Source organism: Marinospirillum celere (genome assembly GCF_900112235.1).
In the GTDB taxonomy this organism is placed as follows: Bacteria; Pseudomonadota; Gammaproteobacteria; order Pseudomonadales; family Halomonadaceae; genus Marinospirillum; species Marinospirillum celere.
Map to the genome: position 1 here is coordinate 505882 of NZ_FOLH01000003.1, position 21175 is coordinate 527056.

At 50.4% G+C, this 21175-nt stretch carries 23 protein-coding genes; 6 read left to right on the forward strand and 17 right to left on the reverse strand.

Annotated features, from left to right (window positions below; genetic code table 11):
* Positions 1 to 145: 145 nt before the first annotated feature.
* Positions 146 to 865 (forward strand): 2OG-Fe(II) oxygenase, encoded by a 720-nt coding sequence (locus tag BM185_RS09435; protein WP_091962617.1) that lies wholly within the window; start codon positions 146 to 148, stop codon positions 863 to 865.
* Between the two features lie 69 nt (positions 866 to 934).
* Complete coding sequence (locus tag BM185_RS09440; RefSeq protein ID WP_091962620.1) at positions 935 to 1174, forward strand: hypothetical protein; 240 nt, start codon at positions 935 to 937, stop codon at positions 1172 to 1174.
* Here the strand turns inward: BM185_RS09440 and recJ are convergent, their stop codons facing one another.
* From recJ to ffh, 9 genes are all read right to left on the reverse strand, one after another.
* A complete protein-coding gene (gene recJ / locus BM185_RS09445) occupies positions 1175 to 2962 on the reverse strand; it encodes a single-stranded-DNA-specific exonuclease RecJ (protein ID WP_091962623.1) in 1788 nt (595 codons plus the stop codon).
* Positions 2963 to 2973: 11 nt separating this feature from the next.
* Positions 2974 to 4377, reverse strand: coding sequence for a threonine synthase (gene thrC / locus BM185_RS09450; protein WP_091962626.1), 1404 nt, complete (start codon positions 4375 to 4377; stop codon positions 2974 to 2976).
* Positions 4378 to 4402: 25 nt separating this feature from the next.
* On the reverse strand, positions 4403 to 5707 hold the full coding sequence (locus BM185_RS09455; protein ID WP_091962629.1) for a homoserine dehydrogenase: 1305 nt from the start codon (positions 5705 to 5707) through the stop codon (positions 4403 to 4405).
* Between the two features lie 35 nt (positions 5708 to 5742).
* Positions 5743 to 6480 (reverse strand): DsbC family protein, encoded by a 738-nt coding sequence (locus tag BM185_RS09460; protein ID WP_091962632.1) that lies wholly within the window; start codon positions 6478 to 6480, stop codon positions 5743 to 5745.
* 129 nt (positions 6481 to 6609) lie between these two features.
* Positions 6610 to 6966, reverse strand: coding sequence for a 50S ribosomal protein L19 (gene rplS, locus BM185_RS09465; RefSeq protein ID WP_091962636.1), 357 nt, complete (start codon positions 6964 to 6966; stop codon positions 6610 to 6612).
* A gap of 17 nt (positions 6967 to 6983) precedes the next feature.
* Positions 6984 to 7754, reverse strand: a complete 771-nt coding sequence (trmD, locus tag BM185_RS09470) for a tRNA (guanosine(37)-N1)-methyltransferase TrmD (protein WP_091962639.1) — start codon at positions 7752 to 7754, stop codon at positions 6984 to 6986.
* Positions 7755 to 7780: 26 nt separating this feature from the next.
* The gene (gene rimM, locus BM185_RS09475; RefSeq protein ID WP_091962641.1) at positions 7781 to 8320 is read right to left on the reverse strand and encodes a ribosome maturation factor RimM; all 540 of its coding nucleotides are present in this window, start codon (positions 8318 to 8320) and stop codon (positions 7781 to 7783) included.
* A gap of 44 nt (positions 8321 to 8364) precedes the next feature.
* The gene (gene rpsP, locus BM185_RS09480; protein ID WP_091962644.1) at positions 8365 to 8613 is read right to left on the reverse strand and encodes a 30S ribosomal protein S16; all 249 of its coding nucleotides are present in this window, start codon (positions 8611 to 8613) and stop codon (positions 8365 to 8367) included.
* 249 nt (positions 8614 to 8862) lie between these two features.
* The gene (ffh, locus tag BM185_RS09485) at positions 8863 to 10269 is read right to left on the reverse strand and encodes a signal recognition particle protein (protein ID WP_091962647.1); all 1407 of its coding nucleotides are present in this window, start codon (positions 10267 to 10269) and stop codon (positions 8863 to 8865) included.
* A 131-nt stretch (positions 10270 to 10400) separates the two neighbouring features.
* Here ffh and BM185_RS09490 point away from each other — a divergent pair, with 131 nt between their 5' ends.
* Both BM185_RS09490 and BM185_RS09495 read left to right on the forward strand, forming a co-directional pair.
* Positions 10401 to 11225, forward strand: a complete 825-nt coding sequence (locus BM185_RS09490; RefSeq protein ID WP_091962649.1) for a cytochrome C assembly family protein — start codon at positions 10401 to 10403, stop codon at positions 11223 to 11225.
* Between the two features lie 6 nt (positions 11226 to 11231).
* Positions 11232 to 12545: an HlyC/CorC family transporter gene (locus tag BM185_RS09495; RefSeq protein WP_091962652.1), complete on the forward strand. Its 1314-nt coding sequence runs from the start codon at positions 11232 to 11234 to the stop codon at positions 12543 to 12545.
* On the opposite strand, the gene BM185_RS09500 is transcribed toward BM185_RS09495, so the two are convergent.
* The 5 genes from BM185_RS09500 to BM185_RS09520 form a co-directional block, all read right to left on the reverse strand.
* On the reverse strand, positions 12542 to 13555 hold the full coding sequence (locus BM185_RS09500; protein WP_091962655.1) for a tryptophan--tRNA ligase: 1014 nt from the start codon (positions 13553 to 13555) through the stop codon (positions 12542 to 12544). The two genes, BM185_RS09495 and BM185_RS09500, sit on opposite strands and share 4 nt — an antisense overlap.
* A gap of 38 nt (positions 13556 to 13593) precedes the next feature.
* Positions 13594 to 14118, reverse strand: coding sequence for a gamma carbonic anhydrase family protein (locus BM185_RS09505; protein ID WP_091962658.1), 525 nt, complete (start codon positions 14116 to 14118; stop codon positions 13594 to 13596).
* An 83-nt stretch (positions 14119 to 14201) separates the two neighbouring features.
* Complete coding sequence (locus BM185_RS09510) at positions 14202 to 14828, reverse strand: CoA pyrophosphatase (protein WP_091962662.1); 627 nt, start codon at positions 14826 to 14828, stop codon at positions 14202 to 14204.
* A gap of 2 nt (positions 14829 to 14830) precedes the next feature.
* A complete protein-coding gene (locus tag BM185_RS09515) occupies positions 14831 to 15658 on the reverse strand; it encodes an ion transporter (RefSeq protein ID WP_091962665.1) in 828 nt (275 codons plus the stop codon).
* Positions 15659 to 15783: 125 nt separating this feature from the next.
* Positions 15784 to 16791, reverse strand: coding sequence for a cytochrome-c peroxidase (locus BM185_RS09520; RefSeq protein WP_091962668.1), 1008 nt, complete (start codon positions 16789 to 16791; stop codon positions 15784 to 15786).
* 218 nt (positions 16792 to 17009) lie between these two features.
* On the opposite strand from BM185_RS09520, the gene msrP reads away from it, so the two are divergent.
* Together msrP and BM185_RS09530 are read left to right on the forward strand one after the other, a co-directional pair.
* On the forward strand, positions 17010 to 17972 hold the full coding sequence (gene msrP, locus BM185_RS09525) for a protein-methionine-sulfoxide reductase catalytic subunit MsrP (RefSeq protein WP_091962670.1): 963 nt from the start codon (positions 17010 to 17012) through the stop codon (positions 17970 to 17972).
* A complete protein-coding gene (locus BM185_RS09530) occupies positions 17972 to 18568 on the forward strand; it encodes a protein-methionine-sulfoxide reductase heme-binding subunit MsrQ (RefSeq protein ID WP_091962672.1) in 597 nt (198 codons plus the stop codon). The genes msrP and BM185_RS09530 overlap by 1 nt, the downstream gene beginning before the upstream one ends.
* A gap of 33 nt (positions 18569 to 18601) precedes the next feature.
* On the opposite strand, the gene BM185_RS09535 is transcribed toward BM185_RS09530, so the two are convergent.
* Genes BM185_RS09535 through BM185_RS09545 form a run of 3 tightly spaced genes read right to left on the reverse strand, consistent with a single transcriptional unit; the run spans position 18602 to position 21127 of the window.
* A complete protein-coding gene (locus BM185_RS09535; protein WP_091962674.1) occupies positions 18602 to 18913 on the reverse strand; it encodes a YqfO family protein in 312 nt (103 codons plus the stop codon).
* A gap of 4 nt (positions 18914 to 18917) precedes the next feature.
* Complete coding sequence (locus tag BM185_RS09540; protein ID WP_091962676.1) at positions 18918 to 20045, reverse strand: GNAT family N-acetyltransferase/peptidase C39 family protein; 1128 nt, start codon at positions 20043 to 20045, stop codon at positions 18918 to 18920.
* Positions 20042 to 21127, reverse strand: coding sequence for a M14 family metallopeptidase (locus BM185_RS09545; protein WP_091962678.1), 1086 nt, complete (start codon positions 21125 to 21127; stop codon positions 20042 to 20044). The genes BM185_RS09540 and BM185_RS09545 overlap by 4 nt, the downstream gene beginning before the upstream one ends.
* Positions 21128 to 21175 lie beyond the last annotated feature (48 nt).

Below are 21175 nucleotides of genomic sequence, written 5' to 3' on the forward strand. Positions count from 1 at the left end.
TTAGTATTTTTTATCTATTAAAGGTTAGAAGCTTCCGCCCCGGCTTGCCAGAAATGGCTTTTTTCAGCTTGCTGATAAAAACCTAGGGCCGCTGTACTTGTCGAAAAAAAACAGCGAAAATTAGATTTTTACTCAGGTAAGCCCCATGACCGACACTATCAGCCTCTTGGTCCAAGAGCTTGCTGAAATCCAGCCACCAACACCTGATCTTGTTGAACCCGCAGACCCTATTAATAATCAGGTTGATTTTACGAGCCTAGTTGACAGCCTGGTCGATAAGGGGTGGTTTGTGGCCGAAGGTTATCTACCCACAGACCTGTGCCTGAGACTCTTTAATGAACTCAAAAACCTGCGCCAGGAATCAGAGCTTAAAGCGGCGGGGGTAGGCAGGGGTAAGGAGCATCTGCTCGCCGAATCCATTCGCGGGGACTCTATCCATTGGCTGGATGGCCAAACCCAGGTACAGCAAGAGTATCTGGCCCTGATGCGTGAACTGAAAGACTACCTGAACCGGGAACTCTTTTTAGGGTTGTTTGAGTATGAAAGCCACTATGCTTTTTATCCGCCCGGTGCCTTTTATAAAAAACATGTGGATGCTTTTAGAGGCCGTTCCAATCGCGTGGTGACCACGGTGCTTTATCTAAACCCGAAATGGGAAGCTCCGCATGCGGGCCAGATGCGTATCTATGATCCTGAATCTGGTGCGCCTCTAATGGATGTGGCGCCGCGACTGGGAACCCTGGTGTGTTTTCTTTCTGAGGTCTTGCCTCATGAGGTATTAAAGACGCATCATGACAGAGCAAGTATCGCTGGTTGGTTTCGAGTGAATACTTCTATTAATGGCTTGGTTGATCCAGCCCTTTAATTGAGTAATTTGATAGACCGCTATCCATTACTCTCATCAGTAAGCTTGATATTTTCAGGAGCAACAACCATGGCGTTGCGTAAAGACAAAGACAATTCAGCTGGTTTAATTGCAGCAATGCTGTTCTTTCTAGCTGTCGCCGTAGGCGCCTTTATGTTTTTCAATACCTATGATGTCAATCCGGCCGCTTTACGGGAAGGCCACCGCTATGAAGACTACTGCCAGCAGGTTCACCTCTACAAGCAGACCAATGGTCGTGAAGGTTGGCGTGATTATCGGGGAATTTATTACAAGGAATGTCTAGAGTAATCAGCAGGCTTCAACATACGCTTGGCTAACCAGCAATTGGAGGCTGACTTTCCCCCGAAAATGGTTAGCATCCAACCGGTAAGCCAGGCGCACTTGCTGGCCCTCAGTAACCGGTAAGGCTTCACCCTCTTCACTTAAAGCTCTAAACCAGATGGCCTTTAAACGCTTACCTGTCTCCAGGCTAGCCACTTCCATCAATAGATGGGTCTGATCAGCACCGATGGTTCGAATAGCTTCCAGGACAAAAAGCCCCTCAAACAAAGGAGGGTCAAACTCACGTCCAAAAGGCTCCAGGTTGGTCAGTATATCCAGCGTTTCAAGACACAAGAGGTCATCCGGCAGTTCGCCATCCGTGTAGAGGCTTGGCTCCAGGGTGCGACCATTCAACTGTAAACGTATCGCCTGTTCAAAAGCTTGCTGGAAGGCTGCCAATTTATCTGACCAGAGTGTTAAGCCTGCGGCTCCCTGGTGTCCGCCAAAGCGAACCAATAAGCCGGGATGCAAATCATCAACCCGCTGCAAGGCTTCACGCAGATAAATACCCGGCACACTACGCGCTGATGCATTTAAATGCCCTGCTTCACGTCCGGGGGTGAGAACAACCGCTGGTCGACCCAGTTTCTCCACCAAACGGGAAGCAACAATCCCCTGAACACCCGAGTGCCCTTCAGCTACATAGGTCACCAGGGTTTGGAAACCTTCCTTCACCTGCAGCAGGGCAGCATCCAAGGCCGTTCGTGTCATCTCTGCTTCGACAAAGCGACGATCTTGATTATCACTATCCAGAACTTCCAGTTGGCGGCGGGCTTCCGGAAGATTGCTGGCTAAAAGAAAGTGTAGCGCTGCATAAGGATCAGCCATGCGTGAACGGGCATTGATTCTGGGCCCCAACTGAAAACCCAGGGTAGCCGCCGTAAAGGCATCAAAGCGCTCACCCTGAAATTCACGAAAGGCTTGCCAGCAAGGAGCATCAGAAGCATTCATCAGCTTTAAACCCTGGGTTACAAAAGCCCGGTTGGCGGCACTCCCCCCCAAGGACACACAATCTGCCACGGTACCCAAGGCCACAAAAGGCAATAAAGCAGAAAGCTTGGGGCTGGCTGCATCCAGTAGCCCGGCTTCAATCAAACGGCTGCGGAAGGCCGACATCAGCAACCAGGACACCGCACAACCGGCCAGGGTCGGATCAGGATAGGAGCAGTCACTTCGGGTCGGGTTGATCACAGCAAAGGCAGAAGGCGGCGGCCCTTCTTTGGGCAGCGCATGGTGATCGGTAACCAGCACATCGATACCCGCTTGCTTGAGCCGGGCAAGACGGGGTTCATCTGAAGAACCACAGTCTGCAGTAATGATGACTTCAGGTCGCGGACTCTGGTCCAGGATACGATTAACCAGGGCGTCACTGACGCCGTAACCATCTTTGATACGATGACCAATCAGGCTGGATATTTTTTCTGGAGGAACGCCAAAATACTCGGTCAGAGAGCGATAAATCACCACATGGGAGGTGATGCCGTCCACATCATAGTCAGTCAAAATACCGATCCGCTGCCCTGACTGCAAGGCATCCAGCAGGCGCTGGCAAGCCCGATCGATATCCTTGAGTGACTGTGGAGAAGCCAGGTACTTCAGCGCCGGCTTCACCAAGCTGGTCAAAGAGCCTTGAATGCTTTCCAGTCGGCCCGCCAAAATGCGGGCCTGCAAAGGATGCACGCCTTCAGCAAGAGCTTCCTGATAGAGCGCCTGATTGATCGGGCGCTGGACCAAGCGAGCTCTGGGTGCAGTCATGAGCCTGGCAATCAGCCTCTGCTTGCCAGTTGCTGGCGGGCAACTTCATCCTGAATGGCCTGCAAGTCTGCGGGCAAAACCTTGTAGCTTTCTTTACGCTCCAACAGGTCACTCATGGATTCAGGCAAGGCAGCACCCTGTTTGAAACCCGCCTTGATCACTGCCTCTTCAAACTTGGCTGGATGGGCTGTGGCCAAAGAAATAATCGGTGTCGAGGCATCTTTAGCAAGCTGTTGACTGGCCAAATAAGCAGTGGCGGTGTGTGGGTCCAAAAGCTCACCGGTGTGCTCATAGGCATCTTTAATCACTTTCAGAATACCTGCATCATCAAGACTGAAGCTGTCAAAAAGCTCGCGGGCTTTGCTCCAGGCTGAGGCGTCAATTTGCGTGGGTTCCTGATTGAACTTCTGCAGCAAATCAGCAATGGCCTGACCATCCTGGTTGTAAAGATCAAACAGCAAGCGCTCAAAATTGGAAGAAACCACGATATCCATGGAAGGCGCCAGAGTGGGCTGCAAGGGTTTCTTGCTGAAGTCATTGTCGTTCAGGGTGCGATGCAGAATATCATTGGCATTGGTTGCAACAATGAGCTGCTTGATGGGCAGACCCATTTTATAAGCCACATAGCCAGCAAAGACATCACCAAAATTAGCTGAGGGCACACTGAAAGCAACTTCTCGGTGAGGAGCACCCACAGCAACGGCACTGGTGAAGTAATAAACCACCTGCGCCATAATCCGCGCCCAGTTGATTGAGTTAACAGCAATCAAACGCTGCCCTTTCAGGAAGCTCTGATCGGCAAAACTGGCTTTAACCATGGCCTGACAGTCATCAAAATCCCCTTCCACGGCAATGTTGTGGACGTTGGGAGCCAGAACCGTGGTCATTTGACGGCGCTGAACTTCCGAAACCCGGTTATGCGGGTGCAGGATATAAATATCGACATGGGTGCAGGGTTTGCAGCCTTCGATTGCTGCTGAACCGGTATCCCCGGAAGTAGCGCCCATGATGACGCCCCGCTCACCGCGCTTGGCCAAAAAATGATCCAGCAGGCGGCCTAAAAGCTGTAGAGCAACATCCTTGAAAGCCAGGGTGGGACCATGAAAGAGTTCAAGCAGGAAATGATTGCTGTCCAGCTGCTTTAGCGGGGCCACAGCATCGTGTTTGAAGCTTGCATAGGTTTCTTGCAAAATTTTCTTGAAGGTGGCTTCAGGAATGCAGTCACCCACAAAAGGCTTCATGATTCGAAAAGCCGCTTCCGCATAAGGAAGACCCGCCAAAGCAGCAATGTCGTCTTTACTCATTTGTGGAAATTGCTCGGGCACATAGAGCCCGCCATCGGTCGCCAAACCGGTAAGGACGACTTCTTCAAAGTTTAGTGCAGGCGCCTGCCCGCGAGTGCTGATATAGCGCACGATCTTTTCTCACTCACTAAGATAATTATTGATCTTCAAGGCTTTCCACACGAATTCGCATTACACCCCCGGCTATATCAGCCAAGGATTCCAGCTCGCGTATCACGTCATTCATTGCCGATTCACGCGTGGTGTGGGTCAGCAGGATAATAGGAACCAACTCACCTTCAAGAATATCTTTTTGGATAATGGCTTCAATGCTAATGCCGTGATCACTCAGAATAGTCGCCACCCGAGCCAAAACACCGGGGCGGTCAACTGCCAGCAAACGCAGATAGTAAGCTGTTTCTATTTCTTCCATGGGCAGCACAGGCATATCATCAGCCTGCTCGGCAAAGGCCAGGTAGGGCACGCGTGAATCCGGCTCGGCACCCATTTCCCGCGCAACATCAACCAAGTCAGCAATAACTGCTGAAGCGGTAGGCTCAGCGCCAGCACCCGCTCCGTAATAAAGCGTGGGACCAACTGCATCCCCGGAAACCATAACTGCATTCATAACGCCATTAACATTGGCCAACAGTCTTTCTTTGGGAATCAGGGTTGGGTGAACGCGCAGCTCCAGACCCTTGTCGGTCCGACGGGTAATACCCAGGTGTTTAATCGCATAGCCCAGCGCATCGGCCTGACGTATATCTTCGACATCAATGCGGGTAATCCCTTCGGTATAAACCTTGTCAAAACTCAAGGGCACACCAAAGGCAATGGCTGACAGGATGGCCAGTTTGTGGGCTGCATCTATGCCTTCAACATCAAAAGTGGGGTCGGCCTCGGCGTACCCTAACTCTTGGGCTTCAGCAAGAACTTCAGCAAAGTCGCTGCCGTGGTCATTCATGCTGGTCAGAATGAAGTTGCCAGTACCATTGATAATGCCAGCAACCCAATTAATTTTGTTGGCTGTCAAACCTTCACGAATGGATTTAATGATGGGTATACCACCCGCAACTGAGGCCTCAAAAGCGACTATAACGCCTGCTTCGCGTGCAGCATGAAAAATCTCATTACCATAAACAGCAATCAGTGCCTTATTGGCAGTCACTACGTGCTTGCCTGAGGCAATTGCTTTCATGACCAGCTCATAGGCGGCGTCATAACCACCAATCAGCTCAACAACAACATCTATTTCTGGATTCTCAATAACATCCATCACTTCCGGAGAAACATAAACACTGGAAGTATCACAATTTGGATTGGCAGTACGGGTTGCTACCTGTTCAACCACTATTGGCCGTCCGGCCCGGCGGGCAATTTCGCTGGCATTGCGCAGCAAAACATTGAAAACACCGCCGCCCACGGTACCCAGGCCACAGATAGCGACTTTTACAGGTTTCAAAATACTCTCCTTAATTGATGTTGATGTTATTGAGATTAAAGACCCAGCTCTTGAATAAGGCGTTCTGAAGGCACATAACCAGGAATGACTTTGCCATCAGGAAGGATAATTGCTGGTGTGCCCTGAATGCCTTGGGCTCTAGCCAACTCAAAATGGCTGGCAACCGGATTATCGCAGGAAGCAGCCGCCACTTCTTCGCCTGACTTAGCCTGGTTCATCGCTTCTCTTGGATTAGCGGCACACCAAACATTAACAAGCTTTTGATAGGCTGAACTGCCCACTCCCTGACGCGGGAAAGCCAGGTAGCGAACTTCGATACCGGCAGCATTTAAATCAGCCATTTCTTCGTGCAGACGGACACAGTAGGGACAGGTGATATCGGTGAACACCTGAATCACGGCCTGGGTTTCCTGGCCAGCAGCCACCGGAAAAACAACCTGCTCTTCTTCAGGCAAATCCTGGAGCTGCTGACGACGCAACTGGCTACGCTTGTTTTCGGTTAGGTCCTTGATGCCCTGATCAGATAACTCCAACAAGTTGCCTGCAAACAAAAAGCGTCCGTCAGCACTGACATACAGCAGATCACCTGAGTTCAGTAGCACCTCATAGATCCCTTCAAGTGGCGTGCTTTCAAGTGATTCTATAGCAATTCTGGAATCAATAACCTGCAACTGTTCTTCCAGATGGGCTTTATCCGGCGCTGCTTGCAAAGGCACGGCCAGGAAGACACTAAGCAATCCGGCAATCGCCAGACGAGCAGAGAAACTGCGCATAACTTCTCCTGAAATGGGATCCAACCAAATGCACCAGTATGCCTGCGAGCAGGCTAAAAAACAAAAACGGGCACCCTCAGGCGCCCGTCTTTAAGTCGTACTGCCACCAGGCAGCAAGCCAAGCCACTATTAGGCCAGCTTTTCCTTGATACGCGCCGACTTACCTGAGCGATCACGCAGGTAGTAGATCTTGGCTTTGCGAACATCACCACGACGCTTGACCTGAATTGACTCAACCAGCGGGCTGTAAGACTGGAAAGTCCGCTCAACACCCATGCCGCTAGAGATTTTGCGCACTGTGAATGCAGAGTTCAGACCACGATTACGCTTGCCGATCACCACACCTTCATAAGCCTGAAGACGCTCGCGGTTACCCTCTTTAACCTTAACTTGCACGACAACAGTGTCGCCAGGGCCAAAGCTGGGAATTTCTTTGTTCATTTGTTCGGCTTCAAGAGCCTGGATAATAGGGTTTCTGTTACTCATTGCTGCTCGCTCCTAGACTAAGGCCGCTCGACTTGCGCCCTGGTAGGTGGGGCATCGTATTCGCGGATAAATTCTGCTAACAATTCCTGCTGCTCCTTATCTAACTGGCGATCAGCCAGCAGATCAGGTCGCCGCAACCAGGTTCGACCCAGCGCTTGCTTTAAGCGCCAACGGCGTATGGCTTCATGGTTACCGCTAAGCAGCACCTCGGGAACGCCGTGCCCGTCGATCACTTCGGGTCTTGTATAGTGCGGACAATCCAACAGCCCTTCAGCAAAAGAGTCCTCTTCAGCTGAGGCTTCATGACCCAGGACACCAGGCACCAACCTGGATACTGAATCCATAAGGATCATGGCTGCCAGTTCCCCACCACTGAGGACATAGTCACCAACGGACCACTCCTCATCGATCTCTGAGGCCATGAGGCGCTCATCAATTCCTTCATAACGCCCAGCAACCAGAATGTGCCGACTTCTGCCTGCCAGCTCCTCTACACCCGCCTGATCCAACTTGCGCCCTTGAGGTGACAAGTAAATTACTTTTGCCTCAGGCCCTGCAGCTTGTTTAGCCGCCTGGATCGCCGCACGTAGTGGCTCAACCTTCATCAACATGCCAGGACCACCACCATAAGGACGGTCATCAACAGTGCGATGCCTATCCGTTGCAAAATCCCTGGGGTTCCAAAAATCAATTTCCAGAAGCCCCTGCTTAAGCGCGCGGGAAGTTACACCCTGCTCGGTGATGGCTGTGAACATCTGTGGAAACAGAGAAACAACACCAAACCACACCCTGCATGTCTCACTTATTCAGTTGTTCAAAAATCGGCATCCCAATCAACTTCCAGGATGCCAGCGTCCAGATCAACCCGCTTGATTACATCAGGTATTAGCCAGGGAATCAGGCGTTCTTCCTGATCCGGACTTTCTGCAAGAGGCTTAACAACAAGAACATCATTCGCGCCTGTTTCAAGCAAGTAATCAACCTTACCGAAAATCAAACCCTGCAGATTGATGACCTTTAAGCCAATCAACTGGTTCCAGTAGTATTCGCCTTCAGGCAACTCAGGCAGATCTTTTTCTTGCAGGTAAATCACTGCACCTGCAAGCAATCTTGCTTGCTCAGGGGTATCATAGCCTTTCAGCTTGGCAATCAGCCCCTTGCCTTGCTTACGACCATCAGTGACTTGCACCTGAAAGGTTTTGTCCTGATGTCTCAGAGTCCATTCTGGATATTCAACTAAATTTTCCATGGGGTCAGTGTAGGAATAAACCTTTACCCAACCCTTAATGCCAAAAATGCTGGTTATCTTACCCAGCTGAATCTCACCTGCATCGTTCATGTGCGGCTTGCTCATTTACAATCCAGCCCATGCCCGAAATAATTAAGGTGGAGCAACAATTACTGCTGCTTAACGGCTTCTTTGGCCAACTTAGCTACACGATCAGACAGCTGTGCACCTTGACCAACCCAATGCTGCAGGCGATCCAAATCCAGGCGCAGACGCTCAGCGTCACCGCGTGCTACTGGGTTGAAGAAACCCAGACGTTCGATGTAACGGCCATCACGCGCTTTGCGAGAATCAGTTACGTGTACATGATAAAAAGGGCGCTTTTTAGCACCGCCACGAGCCAGACGAATGGTTACCATTGCAAGTCTTTCCTTTACGCTATTCGGAAAATTAAAAAATCTGTGACCAGATATTTTCAATTCGAGTAGCCACCCCGTATTGAAAACCTGTTCAAAAGGCAAGGCACCCGAAAGGCGAAGTATTCTAATGGATAACTTCAGCCTTGGGAAGCTTTGCCGTGTATTTTACGCCAAATCCTAGCCTCTATTTCTGGTCGCGCTATTGTAGTGGCACCCACAGGAAACGCAAGCAGAACCTCAGCCACTCTATCAAAAGCGTGGTGGAAAGCCACCGCCACCCATGCCGCCCATGGGACCACCGCCACCCATTCCGGGGGGCATTTGGCCTTGCATGCCACGCATCATATTGGCAACAGCGCCTTTGTTGGTCATCTTTTTCATCATTTTTTGCATCTGTTTATGCTGCTTGATTAAACGATTGAGGTCCTGCAGCTGAGTGCCCGAACCTTCACAGATGCGTCTTTTGCGGGAGCCATTAAGCAATTCTGGCTTTTGTCTTTCCCAGGGCGTCATAGAGTTAATGATCGCTTCCATCTTACCCATTTCTTTCATCGGCCCCTGCTGTTCCGCCAGCTTGGCCATATTGCCCATGCCAGGAATTTTTTCCAGCATGCTGGACATACCGCCCATTTTCTTCATTTGCTGGATCTGCTCACGAAAGTCTTCCAGATCAAAGCCCTTGCCTTTTTTGACTTTCTTGGCAAGCTTTTCAGCCTTACCCTTATCCAGCGTGCGCTCTGCCTCTTCAATTAACGACAGCAGATCACCCATGCCCAAAATGCGCGACGAGACCCTGTCTGGGTAAAAAGGCTCCAGGGCATCGGTTTTTTCACCCATACCCATAAATTTAATCGGCTTGCCTGTGATCTGGCGAACCGAGAGGGCTGCACCACCGCGAGCATCACCATCGGCCTTGGTCAACACCACCCCGGTCAGCGGCAGAGCTTCGTTAAAGGCCTTGGCGGTGTTGGCAGCATCCTGCCCCGTCATGGCGTCAACAACAAAGAGGGTTTCCGAAGGCTTGAGTGTTTGATGCAGGGCTTTAATCTCACCCATCATCTCTTCGTCTACATGCAGACGCCCGGCAGTATCGACCAGCAGGACATCATAGAACTTGATTTTTGCTTCCTGCAAAGCAGCAGCAACGATAGCCTGCGGCTTTTGGTCAGGGGTAGCCGGAAAACAATCGACACCCACTTCTCCAGCCAGGGTTTGCAATTGGTCCATCGCCGCCGGGCGATAGACGTCGGTGGAAACCACCAGAACCTTTTTCTTTTCCCGCTCACGCAGAAAACGCGCCAGCTTGGCTACCGTGGTGGTTTTACCAGCACCCTGCAAACCTGCCATCAGGATACTGGCAGGCTCACCTTTCAACTCTAAAGGCTCCTGAGCCTCACCCATAACCTGGGTTAGGGTTTCATTAACAATTTTCAGGAATTGCTCGCCGGGCTTCAGTGCTTTGGAAACCTCTTGCCCCACAGCTCTTTCGCGCACCTGCTCAATAAATGACTTCACAACTGGCAGAGCAACATCGGCCTCAAGCAGAGCCATACGCACTTCGCGCAGGGTATCTTTAATGTTGTCTTCGGTCAGACGCGCATTGCCGGAAATGCTGCGGAGTGTCTGCGACAGGCGATCACTTAAGCTTTCAAACATCGTTATCCCCAAAATATGGTCAATTTTGTCGATTATAGACCAGAGAGGCCTGTTGACTCCATGAAGTCAGCAAGAATTGATGCCAAAGCAGCTTTAATCAGCTAGGATAGGCGGTTATTCGGTTTTCCTTTATGGAGCTTTCAATTCTCAGCATGGCAGCCTTTCTACCCCTAAGTTTGCTGGCAGTCGCCTTTTATCTGGCCGGAGCCTCCTGGGTTGGCCTGCGCCTGGCTGGCAAGGTTCCAGAAAAAACCGCCCTGGTTCGTTGCCTGGGTGCTTGTGCCCTAGTGCTTCACGGCATCACCCTTTATAGCCTCTTGGGCCTGGATAACGGGATTTCACTCGGTCTTTTGGAAGTCGCTTCCCTGATCACCTGGCTGATCTGTGCCTTTATTTTACTCGCCAGCTTGAAGCACCCCACACTTAACCTGGCTGCCGCCCTCTTTCCACTGGCGGGCCTATTTATCGTTCTGAGTCTTTTTGCTGAAGGCTCAGCAAGAATGCCGCGCAGTAAAGATGGCCTGCTTTTTCACGTGCTCATCTCTCTTTCAGCTTACAGCCTCTTTGCTCTGGCTAGCGTTCAATCGCTGCTGCTGGCATTGCAGAACCGGCAACTGAAACACCACCATCTCCGCGGCCTGATAGCTGTTTTGCCACCCTTACAAACGATGGAGCGCCTGCTTTTTGATTTGCTCTTGGCAGGCCAATTACTGCTCACTCTGGGTATTGCCAGCGGCTTTCTGTTTTTGGACAGCATGCTGGCCGGTGGCAATGCCCACAAAACTTTCTTTTCTCTAGCCGCCTGGCTGACCTTTGGCACCCTGCTACTGGGCCACTGGCGCTTTGGTTGGCGCGGCATCACAGCGGTTCGCTGGACACTGGGCGGCAGCCTGCTTCTGCTAGTGGCTTACTTTGGCAGTCGCTTGGTCATGCAATTTTTGATTGGAAGAGGATAAAGCGGTTTGGACGCTGAACTACCTTTAGGGCTTTTGTTGAGTCTTCTGGCCCTACTGATCATTTTTTCCGGCTTCTTCTCTGGTTCAGAAACCGGCATGATGTCGATCAACCGTTATCGCCTGAATCACAAGGCCAAGCAGGGTGATCGGGCAGCAAGGCGGATTAGTAAGCTTCTAAAACGCCCTGACCGTTTGCTGGGTGTTATTCTAATTGGCAACAACTTTGTCAATAACCTGGCCGCTGCACTGGCAACAGTCATTGCCATCCATTTTTTGGGCGAAAGCCTGGGTCCTTTCGTGGCTACTCTAATCCTGACAATTACCGTCCTTATTTTTGCAGAGGTGACACCCAAAACCCTGGCAGCCCTCCACCCAGAACGCTTTGCCAACCCCGCCTCCTTTGCCCTGGCACCACTATTAAAACTGCTTTATCCGCTGGTCTGGTTGGTCAATCTGGTCAGTAATTTTTTGCTCAAACTCTTAGGAGTGCGCCCTGATCAACACCGCCAGGACAACCTGACCAGTGAAGAGCTTCGCAGTGTGGTTAATGAGGCAGGCAACCTGATACCCAGCCGCCACCAGGCAATGCTGCTTTCCATTATGGACCTGGAAAAAATCACTGTTGATGACATCATGATTCCCCGCCAGGAAGTTGTCGGCCTGGATCTGGAACAGGACATGGACTGCCTTTTAAAGCAGCTTCGCCACTGCCAGCATACCCGACTACCTGTTTACAAAAATGACATTAACAATGTGGTTGGCATTCTGCATTTACGGGGCGCATTACGGCTGATTTCTGCGCCTGAACCCACCAAGGGAATGCTGGTTCAAGAAACACGTGAGCCCTATTTCATTCCTGAGTCCACACCTCTGCAAACCCAGCTCTTGAACTTCCAAAAGGAAAAGCGCCGAATTGGTATTGTTGTTGATGAGTATGGTGATGTTCAGGGCTTGGTCACCCTGGAAGACATTCTGGAAGAGATCGTTGGTGAATTCACCACGGATGTTCCCAACAACCAGGATGACATTCAGCCCCAACAGGATGGCTCCTGGCTGATTGATGCCAGTGCAACGGTCCGGGAAGTCAACAAACAGCTGGACTGGGAGTTGCCAACCCATGGTCCCAAAACGCTCAACGGCCTGATTCTTGAGTATTTGGAATCCATACCCGATGGCAATATTTGCGTGAGCTTCGGTCCCTATCGAATAGAAACCCTGGAAGTTAAAGAGAATCTGATCAAGGCAGTACGCTGCTGGGAAATTACTGCTCCCAGACGGCGTCTGCCCCGACCCAGAAAGAAATGGGGCGCTACTGATTAAACAAAACGCCCCAAACCTGCTGCTGCTTTAAGCTTTTCAAGAAAGGGTGTCGCATAGGATCTGGCTCTTTCAGCACCCTCTTGGAGAACCCCCTCGACATAACCCGGATCAGCCATCAAGCGTTGATATTCTTCACGTGGTTGGCTCAGTTGGGCATTCAGGTATTCAAACAATTCTTTTTTCATCTCACCCCAACCTATGCCTTCTGCATAGCGTTGGCGCATCTGTTCACTTTCTTCAGCAGAAGCAAAAGCTGAATAGATTTGAAACAGGGTGCAGCCTTCCGTTTCCTTGGGCTCACCTGGCTCCAAAGAGTTGGTCTTAATCTTATTAACCAGCTTGCGAAACTTCTTTTCAGGCTCAAACAAAGGAATGGTGTTGTTGTAACTTTTACTCATCTTGCGACCATCAAGGCCATTCAAGACAGCAACCCGGTCATCCACCACGGCTTCGGGCAGGGTAAAAAAGTCACCGCCAAAAATATGATTAAAACGCTGGCCGATGTCTCTGGCCATTTCGATATGTTGAATCTGATCGCGCCCAACCGGAACCTTGTTGGCATTAAATAATAGAATGTCAGCAGCCATCAGAATCGGGTAGCTATACAAACCCATGGTGATACCTGCGTCCGGGTCCCTGTCACCGGCATCCAGGTTATCCTGAACACTCGCCTTGTAAGCATGCGCCCGGTTCATCAAGCCTTTGGCAGTGACACAGGTCAGCAGCCAGGTCAGCTCAGGAATTTCTGGAACATCGCTTTGACGATAAAAAACAGCGTTCTCTGTATCCAAGCCCAGCGCCAGCCAGGTTGCCGCTATTTCTCTACGTGATTCAGCAACCCGATCTGGCTCATGACATTTAATCAACGCATGGAAATCAGCCAGAAAAAAGTAGGGTGTCAGCGTCCGATCACGACTGGCTTCAATGGCTGGCCGGATTGCGCCAACATAATTACCCAAGTGAGGAGTACCTGTAGTGGTAATCCCCGTCAATACAGTTGTTTTGCTCATACTGAAAGTTGAACCTTATAGATAGCAAATAAAGAAAGTCAGGGGCGCGGGCGAAGGCTATTAAGATAGCGCTGGCCATTTTCCACATAGTGGGCCGCACTGGCTTCTAACTGGGCCTTCTGGTCATCACGTAGCTCCCGCTTGATTTGACCGGGCGAACCCACAACCAGAGAACCATCTGGAACCACCATGCCCTCAGGAATCAAGGTGTTGGCACCGATAATGCAATAGCGGCCAATTTTTGCACCGTTGAGCACCACGGCATTCATCCCTATCAGGCTGTAATCACCAACCTCACAGCCATGCAGCATGACCTTATGACCTATGGTCACGCCTTTACCCAGAGTCAGCGGGTAGCCCACATCGGTATGAAGAATACTGCCATCCTGGACATTGGTTTGCTCGCCAATAATTATGGGGTCGTTATCACCCCGAATAACGACATTAAACCAAACGCTGGACTGCTCATGGAGAACGACGCTACCGATTAGGGTCGCATTGGGAGCAACAAATACCTGCTCACCTCGCCATTCAACTCGACGGTCTTCCAGATCATATAACATGCCGTGGCCTCAGTTTATTGCGAAGGTAACAATAGTACCCTGCACGCCTTTACCATCCAAGCACCCTAAAGCAAGGAAGGGCTTCAACGTGGTGGAAAAGGGCGTACAGGGCGTTGAATTAATTGGCCTTCCGGTTTATCAAATAAGCTGACCGGCTGGTCAAAGCCAACTTGGAGCAGCTCAACCAGCATCATCGCTGACAGCCCCCAGATCCGGTATTCCTGCCACAGATAGCTGGGCACATAAAGTTCCTGATCGGCAACTTGGATGTGATCCGTATGGGTTCTTGGATCATCAAAAAACCAGCGTACAGGCACTTCAAAAATAGCATCCAATTCTTCTTCGCAAGGAGCCAAAGCAAGATTGTCTGGAATCAGGCCGACAAAAGGAGTGACTCGAATACCATGCAGGGAAATCAGCTCGCCCAGAGTGCCAATAATTTCCACTTCATCAGGTATCAGGGCAATCTCTTCTTCTGCTTCACGCAAAGCCGTAGCAATCAGGTCCCTGTCTTCAGGGTCTCGCTTGCCACCAGGAAAAGCAACCTGCCCACTATGAGTGTTTAAATGATCAGCCCGCCGGGTAAACAATAATCGTGGCTCGGGTGACCGGGTAATGGGTAGCAGCACCGCCGCTTGCGGATAATCATAGCCGGCAACCTTTTCAGCTTGGTGTTCGGCCAGATTTTTACGCAAAGCATCCAGCAGCATAGCTACCTCCGGGCATCCAGTTTGGCTTCAATACGGTCCAGCTGCTGCTTCTGGTGAGCGACTTCTTCACGTAGCCAGTGGATGTCTGCAGCCTCACCTTCACCCGTTTCCAATTCATGCAGGGCACTTTCTTTTTGCATAACATCCAAAACAATACCAATCATCATATTAAGAAAAATAAAAGCATTAAGAAAAATGAAGCTTAAAAAATAAATCCAACTGTATGGGTAGACTTCCATGGTTGGATAAAGCACTGCCGTTGCCCAGCTTTCAAAAGTGGCCACCTGAAAAAGTGTGAGCATGGCGACTGAAATATTACCCCACAACTTTTCATCAACATCATGAAACAAAAAGCTGCCTACCGCGCCATAAATATAAAAAATAATAAACATAATCAGGGCAACATAGCCCATACGCGGCAAGGATTTCACCAAGGCTGAAAGCAGCATGCGCAGCTCAGGAATCATGGAAACCAAGCGCAGTACCCTGAATACCCGCAGCAGCCTGGCCAGCAAAACCATTTCCGAGTCTTCGATAGGAATCAGGCTGGCTGTTACTATGATGAAATCAAACAGATTCCAACCCTTTTTGAAAAAGTGCAGGGTCTTTTTTTCAGCGGCAATACGTATGATGATCTCGGCAAGGAAGAAAAGGGTAACCCCCCAATCCAGCCAATGCATGATTCGTTCAAAACGGGTGGTTTCTTCATAGGTTTTGGCACCTATGAGTAATGCGGAAATGATGATGATGGCAATAACGCAGGTTTCAAACAGTTTATTGCTACGCAGTTGCTCTAGCTTTTGACGCCAGTGAAAAGCAGTTTCACTCATGATTGCTGGCCGACTCCTCGATAGCAGTCAATTAAAGCCGCTATTATCCGCGAAGCAGGCCAGCAAGCAAGGTCTGTTTTCAATCTTCAGCAAACAAGTGGCTCCTCCCTGAGCCAGGTTATTTCTTAAGGCAGGGCTGGAATAGTGATATTCGGCATTTCACCAGTCAGGGTATGCAGGAAGGCAACCACATCTTTGATGGTTTGATCATCAAACTCACGGCCCAGCATTTCGCGCGCCATGATCTGAGTCGCTTCCTCTAGGCTTTCCACGCCACCATTGTTAAAGTAGGGATAGGTAACAGCAACATTGCGCAGGGTTGGTGTCTTAAAGCGATACTTGTCACCTTCATCACCGGTTACTTCATAGCGTCCCAAATCAGTAGACCCGGGCACCTGAATCGCATGGAAACTGCTATCAGTCAAGGCAGGACCCGAGTGGCAGGCTGCACAACCGTTATCAGCAAAAGCGGCCATACCGCGCTTTTCTTTTTCAGTCAGCGCATTCAAGTCACCACGCAAATAGCGGTCAAAAGGTGAGTTGGGAGTATTCAGGGTACGCTGGAAACTCGCCAAGGCAAAAGCTATGTTTTCAGGCGTAATCTGCTCTTCACCTTCACCGCCATAGGCAGCAGCAAAAGCTTCTTTGTACTGATCAAACTCTTTCAAACGGGCAATCGCATCATCCAGCGACATTGCCATTTCGATATCCGCTTCGATAGGTCCCAGAGCCTGGCCTTCCAAATCATCTTCACGACCATCCCAGAACTGGGCAGTAAAGAAGCCTGAATTCAAGACAGTTGGGGTATTACGATCACCAACCTGACCGTTGTGGCCAGTTGCTCTGGGAATTCGGTCTGTCCAACCTAGTGCAGGGTTATGACAGGTTGCACAGCTAATGACACCACTTGCTGAAATCCGAGGTTCGAAAAACAGCATCTTACCCAGCTCAATTTTTTCTTTCGTCAAACTGTTATTGGCAGGAATTGGAGCAATTGCAGGCAAGGGTTCAAAACGGTCTGCATACTTGCTGTGGTAGCCATCATCTGCAACCAGGGTTCCTGCTGACAGAGCCAACAAACCTGCAGCGCCAAGAAGTGGCAAGGCCCTGCTTAAAGATGCTTTCCAGTTCATAGAGTTCTCCTCATGATTTTATGGCCGAAAACCTGTATTTAGGTTTAAACTATCAGCCTATTAGTTTAAATTTATCAAAGACTTGCAGATAAATTTAATTGGAACTAAATTCAGGTTAGAACTTTCAAATCCTGCAGGCAACACTTTTTAAATCAATTAAATTGATATAAATCAATTTAATAAAGGATTTCATTTTTAACTCCACCAAGGGCTCATTTATGGCAAGATATCGCTACCCTTTACTTCCAGAATCTGAAGTTACTCCTGAAGCGATTTATCGAGAGCGCAGGCGCTTTATGAAGCAATCTGCCAGTTTGGCTCTGGCAGCAGCTCTACCCGGATGGATCAACACAGCTTGGGCCAATCAGCCAGAACGCCCTTGGCATCCCGCCTTGCAGAAAGCCCCTGGCAGCGACTTCTCAACCAGTGAGACCTTGACCGATAAAAAAACCATCACCAGCTATAACAATTTCTTTGAGTTTGGTTCGCGCAAGCGAGACCCTTCCGACTGGGCGCACTACCTGCGAACAGATCCCTGGGCCATTAAGGTTGAAGGTGAAGTCAACAAACCAGGCACCTATGACCTGGATGATCTGGTTAAAGCAGATCTTCTGGAAGAGCGTATTTACCGACTACGCTGTGTCGAAGCCTGGTCAATGGTGATTCCCTGGACGGGTTTTCAATTAAGCGAATTGATTAAGCGCCTGGAACCTACTTCACGCGCCAAGTATGTCGTTTTTGAAACCCTCTATGACCCTCAGCAATTTAGAGGTCAACGCAGGGATACCCTTGACTGGCCCTATACCGAAGGCTTGCGTATGGATGAAGCCATGCATCCCTTGACGTTGATGGCCGTCGGTCTCTATGGCAAACCCTTGCCGAATCAAAATGGGGCACCCATACGTCTGGTGGTGCCTTGGAAGTATGGCTTTAAAAGTATCAAATCAATCGTGACCCTGCGTTTCCAGGAAGAGCAGCCGGTTTCCAGCTGGCAAAAAATGGCTCCGGACGAATATGGTTTCTTTGCCAATGTGAACCCCAACGTCAGTCATCCCCGCTGGTCGCAGGCCAGGGAAAGGCGTCTGGGTGAAGGGGGACGCCGTGAAACACTGATGTTCAATGGTTATGAAGAAGAGGTTGCGCATCTTTACCAGGGTATGGATCTGGAGAAAAACTACTGATGCCTTGGTTTCGTTGGCTTGTTTTCGGAGCGAGTATCAGCCCTGCCTTGTGGCTGGCCTGGTTAGGCTTTCAAGATGAACTGGGCGTGTTCCCTGAAGAAACTTTGATGCACTGGACTGGGCGTATCGGCCTAACACTTTTGCTGATTACTATCGCCTGGGGTTTTGCTTGGCGTTTTACCTGTTGGGTTGGCTTTATTGCTACCCGACGTCAATTGGGTCTCTGGGCCTTCTGGTGGCTGACGGCCCACCTGCTAATCTGGCTGGGCTGGGATCAAGGTTGGCAGTGGGCCTGGGCATGGCAGGAAATCAGCGAACTGCTGCACTTACAGCTGGGGCTGGCAGCCTGGTTGATCCTGGCGCTCCTGGCTTTGACCTCACCGACCTCTATCCGCAGGGCGATGCCTGAGCTGGCCTGGAAAAGCCTGCACCGCTTTATTTACTTGGCTTCAGCCTTGGGCATCTGGCATTTGTGGATAGCGACTCGTATTGACTATCGTATGGTGACTGCTTTTGCTGCCATCCTAGCCGGACTTCTCCTGCTCAGGTTAATTTTCCTTAAACCACCTGGAGCTCCCTCCAAAAGCAAGGGTTGATGCAAGCAACACCGTCGAACGCGCGTCATTTAATCAGAAGTCTTCCAGCTTCCAGACCTCGTAGGCAGGTTCCTCATAAGGGTGCGCCTTTTTCATGGCTGCTACTGCGGCCTGAATCAGGGTAGCTTCACAAACCAGTTCAATCTTCAGTTCTGCCACCTTCTCCAGCGTGTTCACTTCACCCAACTGGGGGTTTGCTCCTTGCAAAGGCCGAAACTGGCCCTGACCCGGTGTCTGAAAACAACAGTGCTCATAAAGCCCTATACGCCCGGCTCCGGTTGCAAACACAGCTGTTTTGACCTTTTCGGCATCCTTTTCAGGTACAAAAAAAGCAAACTTGTACATCGACTTACCTCCGTTTTGGAAAGACAGCCACCGCTGTTCTGAGTTTCTCCTGACCAAAACAAGCCATTCTTGAAAAGTCCTTGCGTGCTACCGGCACCTGTAAACTATCAACCCGGCTTTTTTGGTCCTCTTCATCCACTTCTGGATCATGCAGATAAATGAACTGATCATCTATCGCTGTCACCACAACCCAGTGAGGGCTTTTCTGACGACTAAACCGCCAGGAACTGATCAACACCAGAGGCACCCCTCCAGCTTCAAGCGTTTGGAGCAAGTGATCCTGGGTCACTTCTGTTTGATGTTCAAGAATATCCGTCGCTTGCATTTGAGCAGCAAACTCCTGATGCACCAGAGTCAGCACTTCCTTTTTAGTCACATCCCTGACCCCCCGGGTAAATAAAGGCCCCTCACGATTGATCCAGAGTTCTACTTTAAAACCCCGATTCCAGGCAGCCAAGGCCAAACCACGGGGACCACAGCCACCATGCCCAGTCGTCATAAAAATGCTGGTTGCTTCCCGCCAGAGTTGCAGCTCAAGATTACGTGAAAGTTCAAGCTCCGGCGCTTGTCCCTTCATCGCCATCATTAAGGATGCTGGCCCACAGGTAAAAGGGAGTGTTTGCTGGTAATAAGGCACTTGGCGAACGCAACCGCCGGGCGCTTTATAAAGACGTTTTTGAAAGCGCAGTGCAGCAGCATGATCTTCGTAATAATCAGCATACTCACCAAACTTGCGATAACCTGCTGCGGTATAGAGGCGCAGGGCTGCCGCGTTATCGGGCCTCACTTCCAAACGCAACGCCGAGCAGCCTTGTTCCAAAGCCAGGCGTTCAGCAGCTTCCAGCAGGCGTTTTCCCAGCCCCTGGCCCTGTCTTTGAGGATCGATGGCCAAAGAGTAAATTCTGGCTAGCGAGGTTCCACGATGAAACAAAAGCAATAGATAACCAGCCAGTTGACCATCCAGGTCTATCAATAGCTGAAAATGAGCATGACCACGCTGAAGCAGCCAGCGGAACTGGCGACGGCTGAAACGATCCTGGTTAAAGCATTTTCCCTCTAACGCCAAGAGGGCTTCCAAATCATCCAAGTAACCTGGACGCTCTTGCAACTCAGCGTCTTGCTGACAATTCATAGTGCCGCCAAACCTCCTAAAGCCTGGTCAATTCTGAGCAAGCCTTGCTTAACGACTGCCTCACGCCAGGCCGCTGCCGAGGGGCAAAAGTGCTCCTGAAGCTCCTGGTTAAGTTGATTGATTAAAGCGGGACTAACCTCACCCGGCTTTTTCTGGGCCAAGTAATGATCGGCTCGTAACACATGAAATAGCTGGTCAGTGGATCCAGTACCAAATTCCAGGGTGACAAAGCAACAGCGTTCAGGAAGGAGTGCATGCCAGAAAAAGTCGATCAAACCTTGTTTGGGAACCGAAGAAGAAGTTCCTAAAAAGGGTTCAGTCACGGCCTCGCCATACCAGTGTTTGGCCCAGCGGACACCCTGGCTGGCGGGTGGGTGATCACAAATCACTTCACCCACTGCATAATCTCCTAACCCGGTATGTACATCGATAATGGCCACGGCTTCACGTTTTGCCAGCAGTAATTCTTCAGCCAGGGCTTCCAACTGTTGACGCGACCAACTGGGAGCATGGCCACCATAAAAAAGCCCCTCTGGATGGGTATACTGGCCACCACTGACGGCCAACTCATAGGCTGTTTCGCCATGGGTTTGTCGATAGGCCTCCAGTTTTAGATCCGCTGCGTGCAAGGCTTCCTGATTCCAGCTTTTGGGAACCAGTGCTTGCGCCAAATCAGCGTAGCCTGGATTCTCGGGAGGCTTGTAAAAGTCCACAAAATTACGGTTCAAATCAATACCGGCTTCATCAACCCGTCGTCGAAAAGAAAATCCCCAGGGATTCATAGCATGTAACAGCAGTAGCGCGGTGTTCTCCGGCAGCTCTAAATCCCTGTTCAGTAAAGCCTGCTGAACAGCTGACCCGGCAAAGCCTTCAATACCATGGGTAGCCGACTGCACCACCAGAAGACGCTCGGCATCCCTTGGGCCCAGCCAAAGGCTGTCCAATGCCAAGGGCTCACCCTGGCTGCCTTGCAAGGGATGAATACGCGCATCCTGCCAGGTTTTATTGGGCTGAACAGCAGCTGCAGCCAAAAACTGACTGCGTGCCTCTTGATAACTGGGTTGAAAATAACGAATCGACATGGCTAAGACTCTTAACAAACATCACTTTAGACTACGCTCAGAAGAGTC

Bases quoted from the DNA above. Each gene is read 5' to 3' on its own strand.
- BM185_RS09515 (WP_091962665.1), bottom strand. From the start codon at position 15,658: ATGAGTGAAACTGCTTTTCACTGGCGTCAAAAGCTAGAGCAACTGCGT.
- ffh (WP_091962647.1), bottom strand. From the start codon at position 10,269: ATGTTTGAAAGCTTAAGTGATCGCCTGTCGCAGACACTCCGCAGCATT.
- BM185_RS09530 (WP_091962672.1), top strand. From the start codon at position 17,972: ATGCCTTGGTTTCGTTGGCTTGTTTTCGGAGCGAGTATCAGCCCTGCC.
- msrP (WP_091962670.1), top strand. From the start codon at position 17,010: ATGGCAAGATATCGCTACCCTTTACTTCCAGAATCTGAAGTTACTCCT.
- BM185_RS09505 (WP_091962658.1), bottom strand. From the start codon at position 14,118: ATGTTATATGATCTGGAAGACCGTCGAGTTGAATGGCGAGGTGAGCAG.
- BM185_RS09440 (WP_091962620.1), top strand. From the start codon at position 935: ATGGCGTTGCGTAAAGACAAAGACAATTCAGCTGGTTTAATTGCAGCA.
- recJ (WP_091962623.1), bottom strand. From the start codon at position 2,962: ATGACTGCACCCAGAGCTCGCTTGGTCCAGCGCCCGATCAATCAGGCG.
- BM185_RS09545 (WP_091962678.1), bottom strand. From the start codon at position 21,127: ATGTCGATTCGTTATTTTCAACCCAGTTATCAAGAGGCACGCAGTCAG.
- BM185_RS09535 (WP_091962674.1), bottom strand. From the start codon at position 18,913: ATGTACAAGTTTGCTTTTTTTGTACCTGAAAAGGATGCCGAAAAGGTC.
- rplS (WP_091962636.1), bottom strand. From the start codon at position 6,966: ATGAGTAACAGAAACCCTATTATCCAGGCTCTTGAAGCCGAACAAATG.
- BM185_RS09500 (WP_091962655.1), bottom strand. From the start codon at position 13,555: ATGAGCAAAACAACTGTATTGACGGGGATTACCACTACAGGTACTCCT.
- BM185_RS09540 (WP_091962676.1), bottom strand. From the start codon at position 20,045: ATGAATTGTCAGCAAGACGCTGAGTTGCAAGAGCGTCCAGGTTACTTG.
- rpsP (WP_091962644.1), bottom strand. From the start codon at position 8,613: ATGGTAACCATTCGTCTGGCTCGTGGCGGTGCTAAAAAGCGCCCTTTT.
- BM185_RS09460 (WP_091962632.1), bottom strand. From the start codon at position 6,480: ATGCGCAGTTTCTCTGCTCGTCTGGCGATTGCCGGATTGCTTAGTGTC.
- BM185_RS09520 (WP_091962668.1), bottom strand. From the start codon at position 16,791: ATGAACTGGAAAGCATCTTTAAGCAGGGCCTTGCCACTTCTTGGCGCT.
- BM185_RS09435 (WP_091962617.1), top strand. From the start codon at position 146: ATGACCGACACTATCAGCCTCTTGGTCCAAGAGCTTGCTGAAATCCAG.
- BM185_RS09490 (WP_091962649.1), top strand. From the start codon at position 10,401: ATGGAGCTTTCAATTCTCAGCATGGCAGCCTTTCTACCCCTAAGTTTG.
- BM185_RS09510 (WP_091962662.1), bottom strand. From the start codon at position 14,828: ATGCTGCTGGATGCTTTGCGTAAAAATCTGGCCGAACACCAAGCTGAA.
- rimM (WP_091962641.1), bottom strand. From the start codon at position 8,320: ATGAGCAAGCCGCACATGAACGATGCAGGTGAGATTCAGCTGGGTAAG.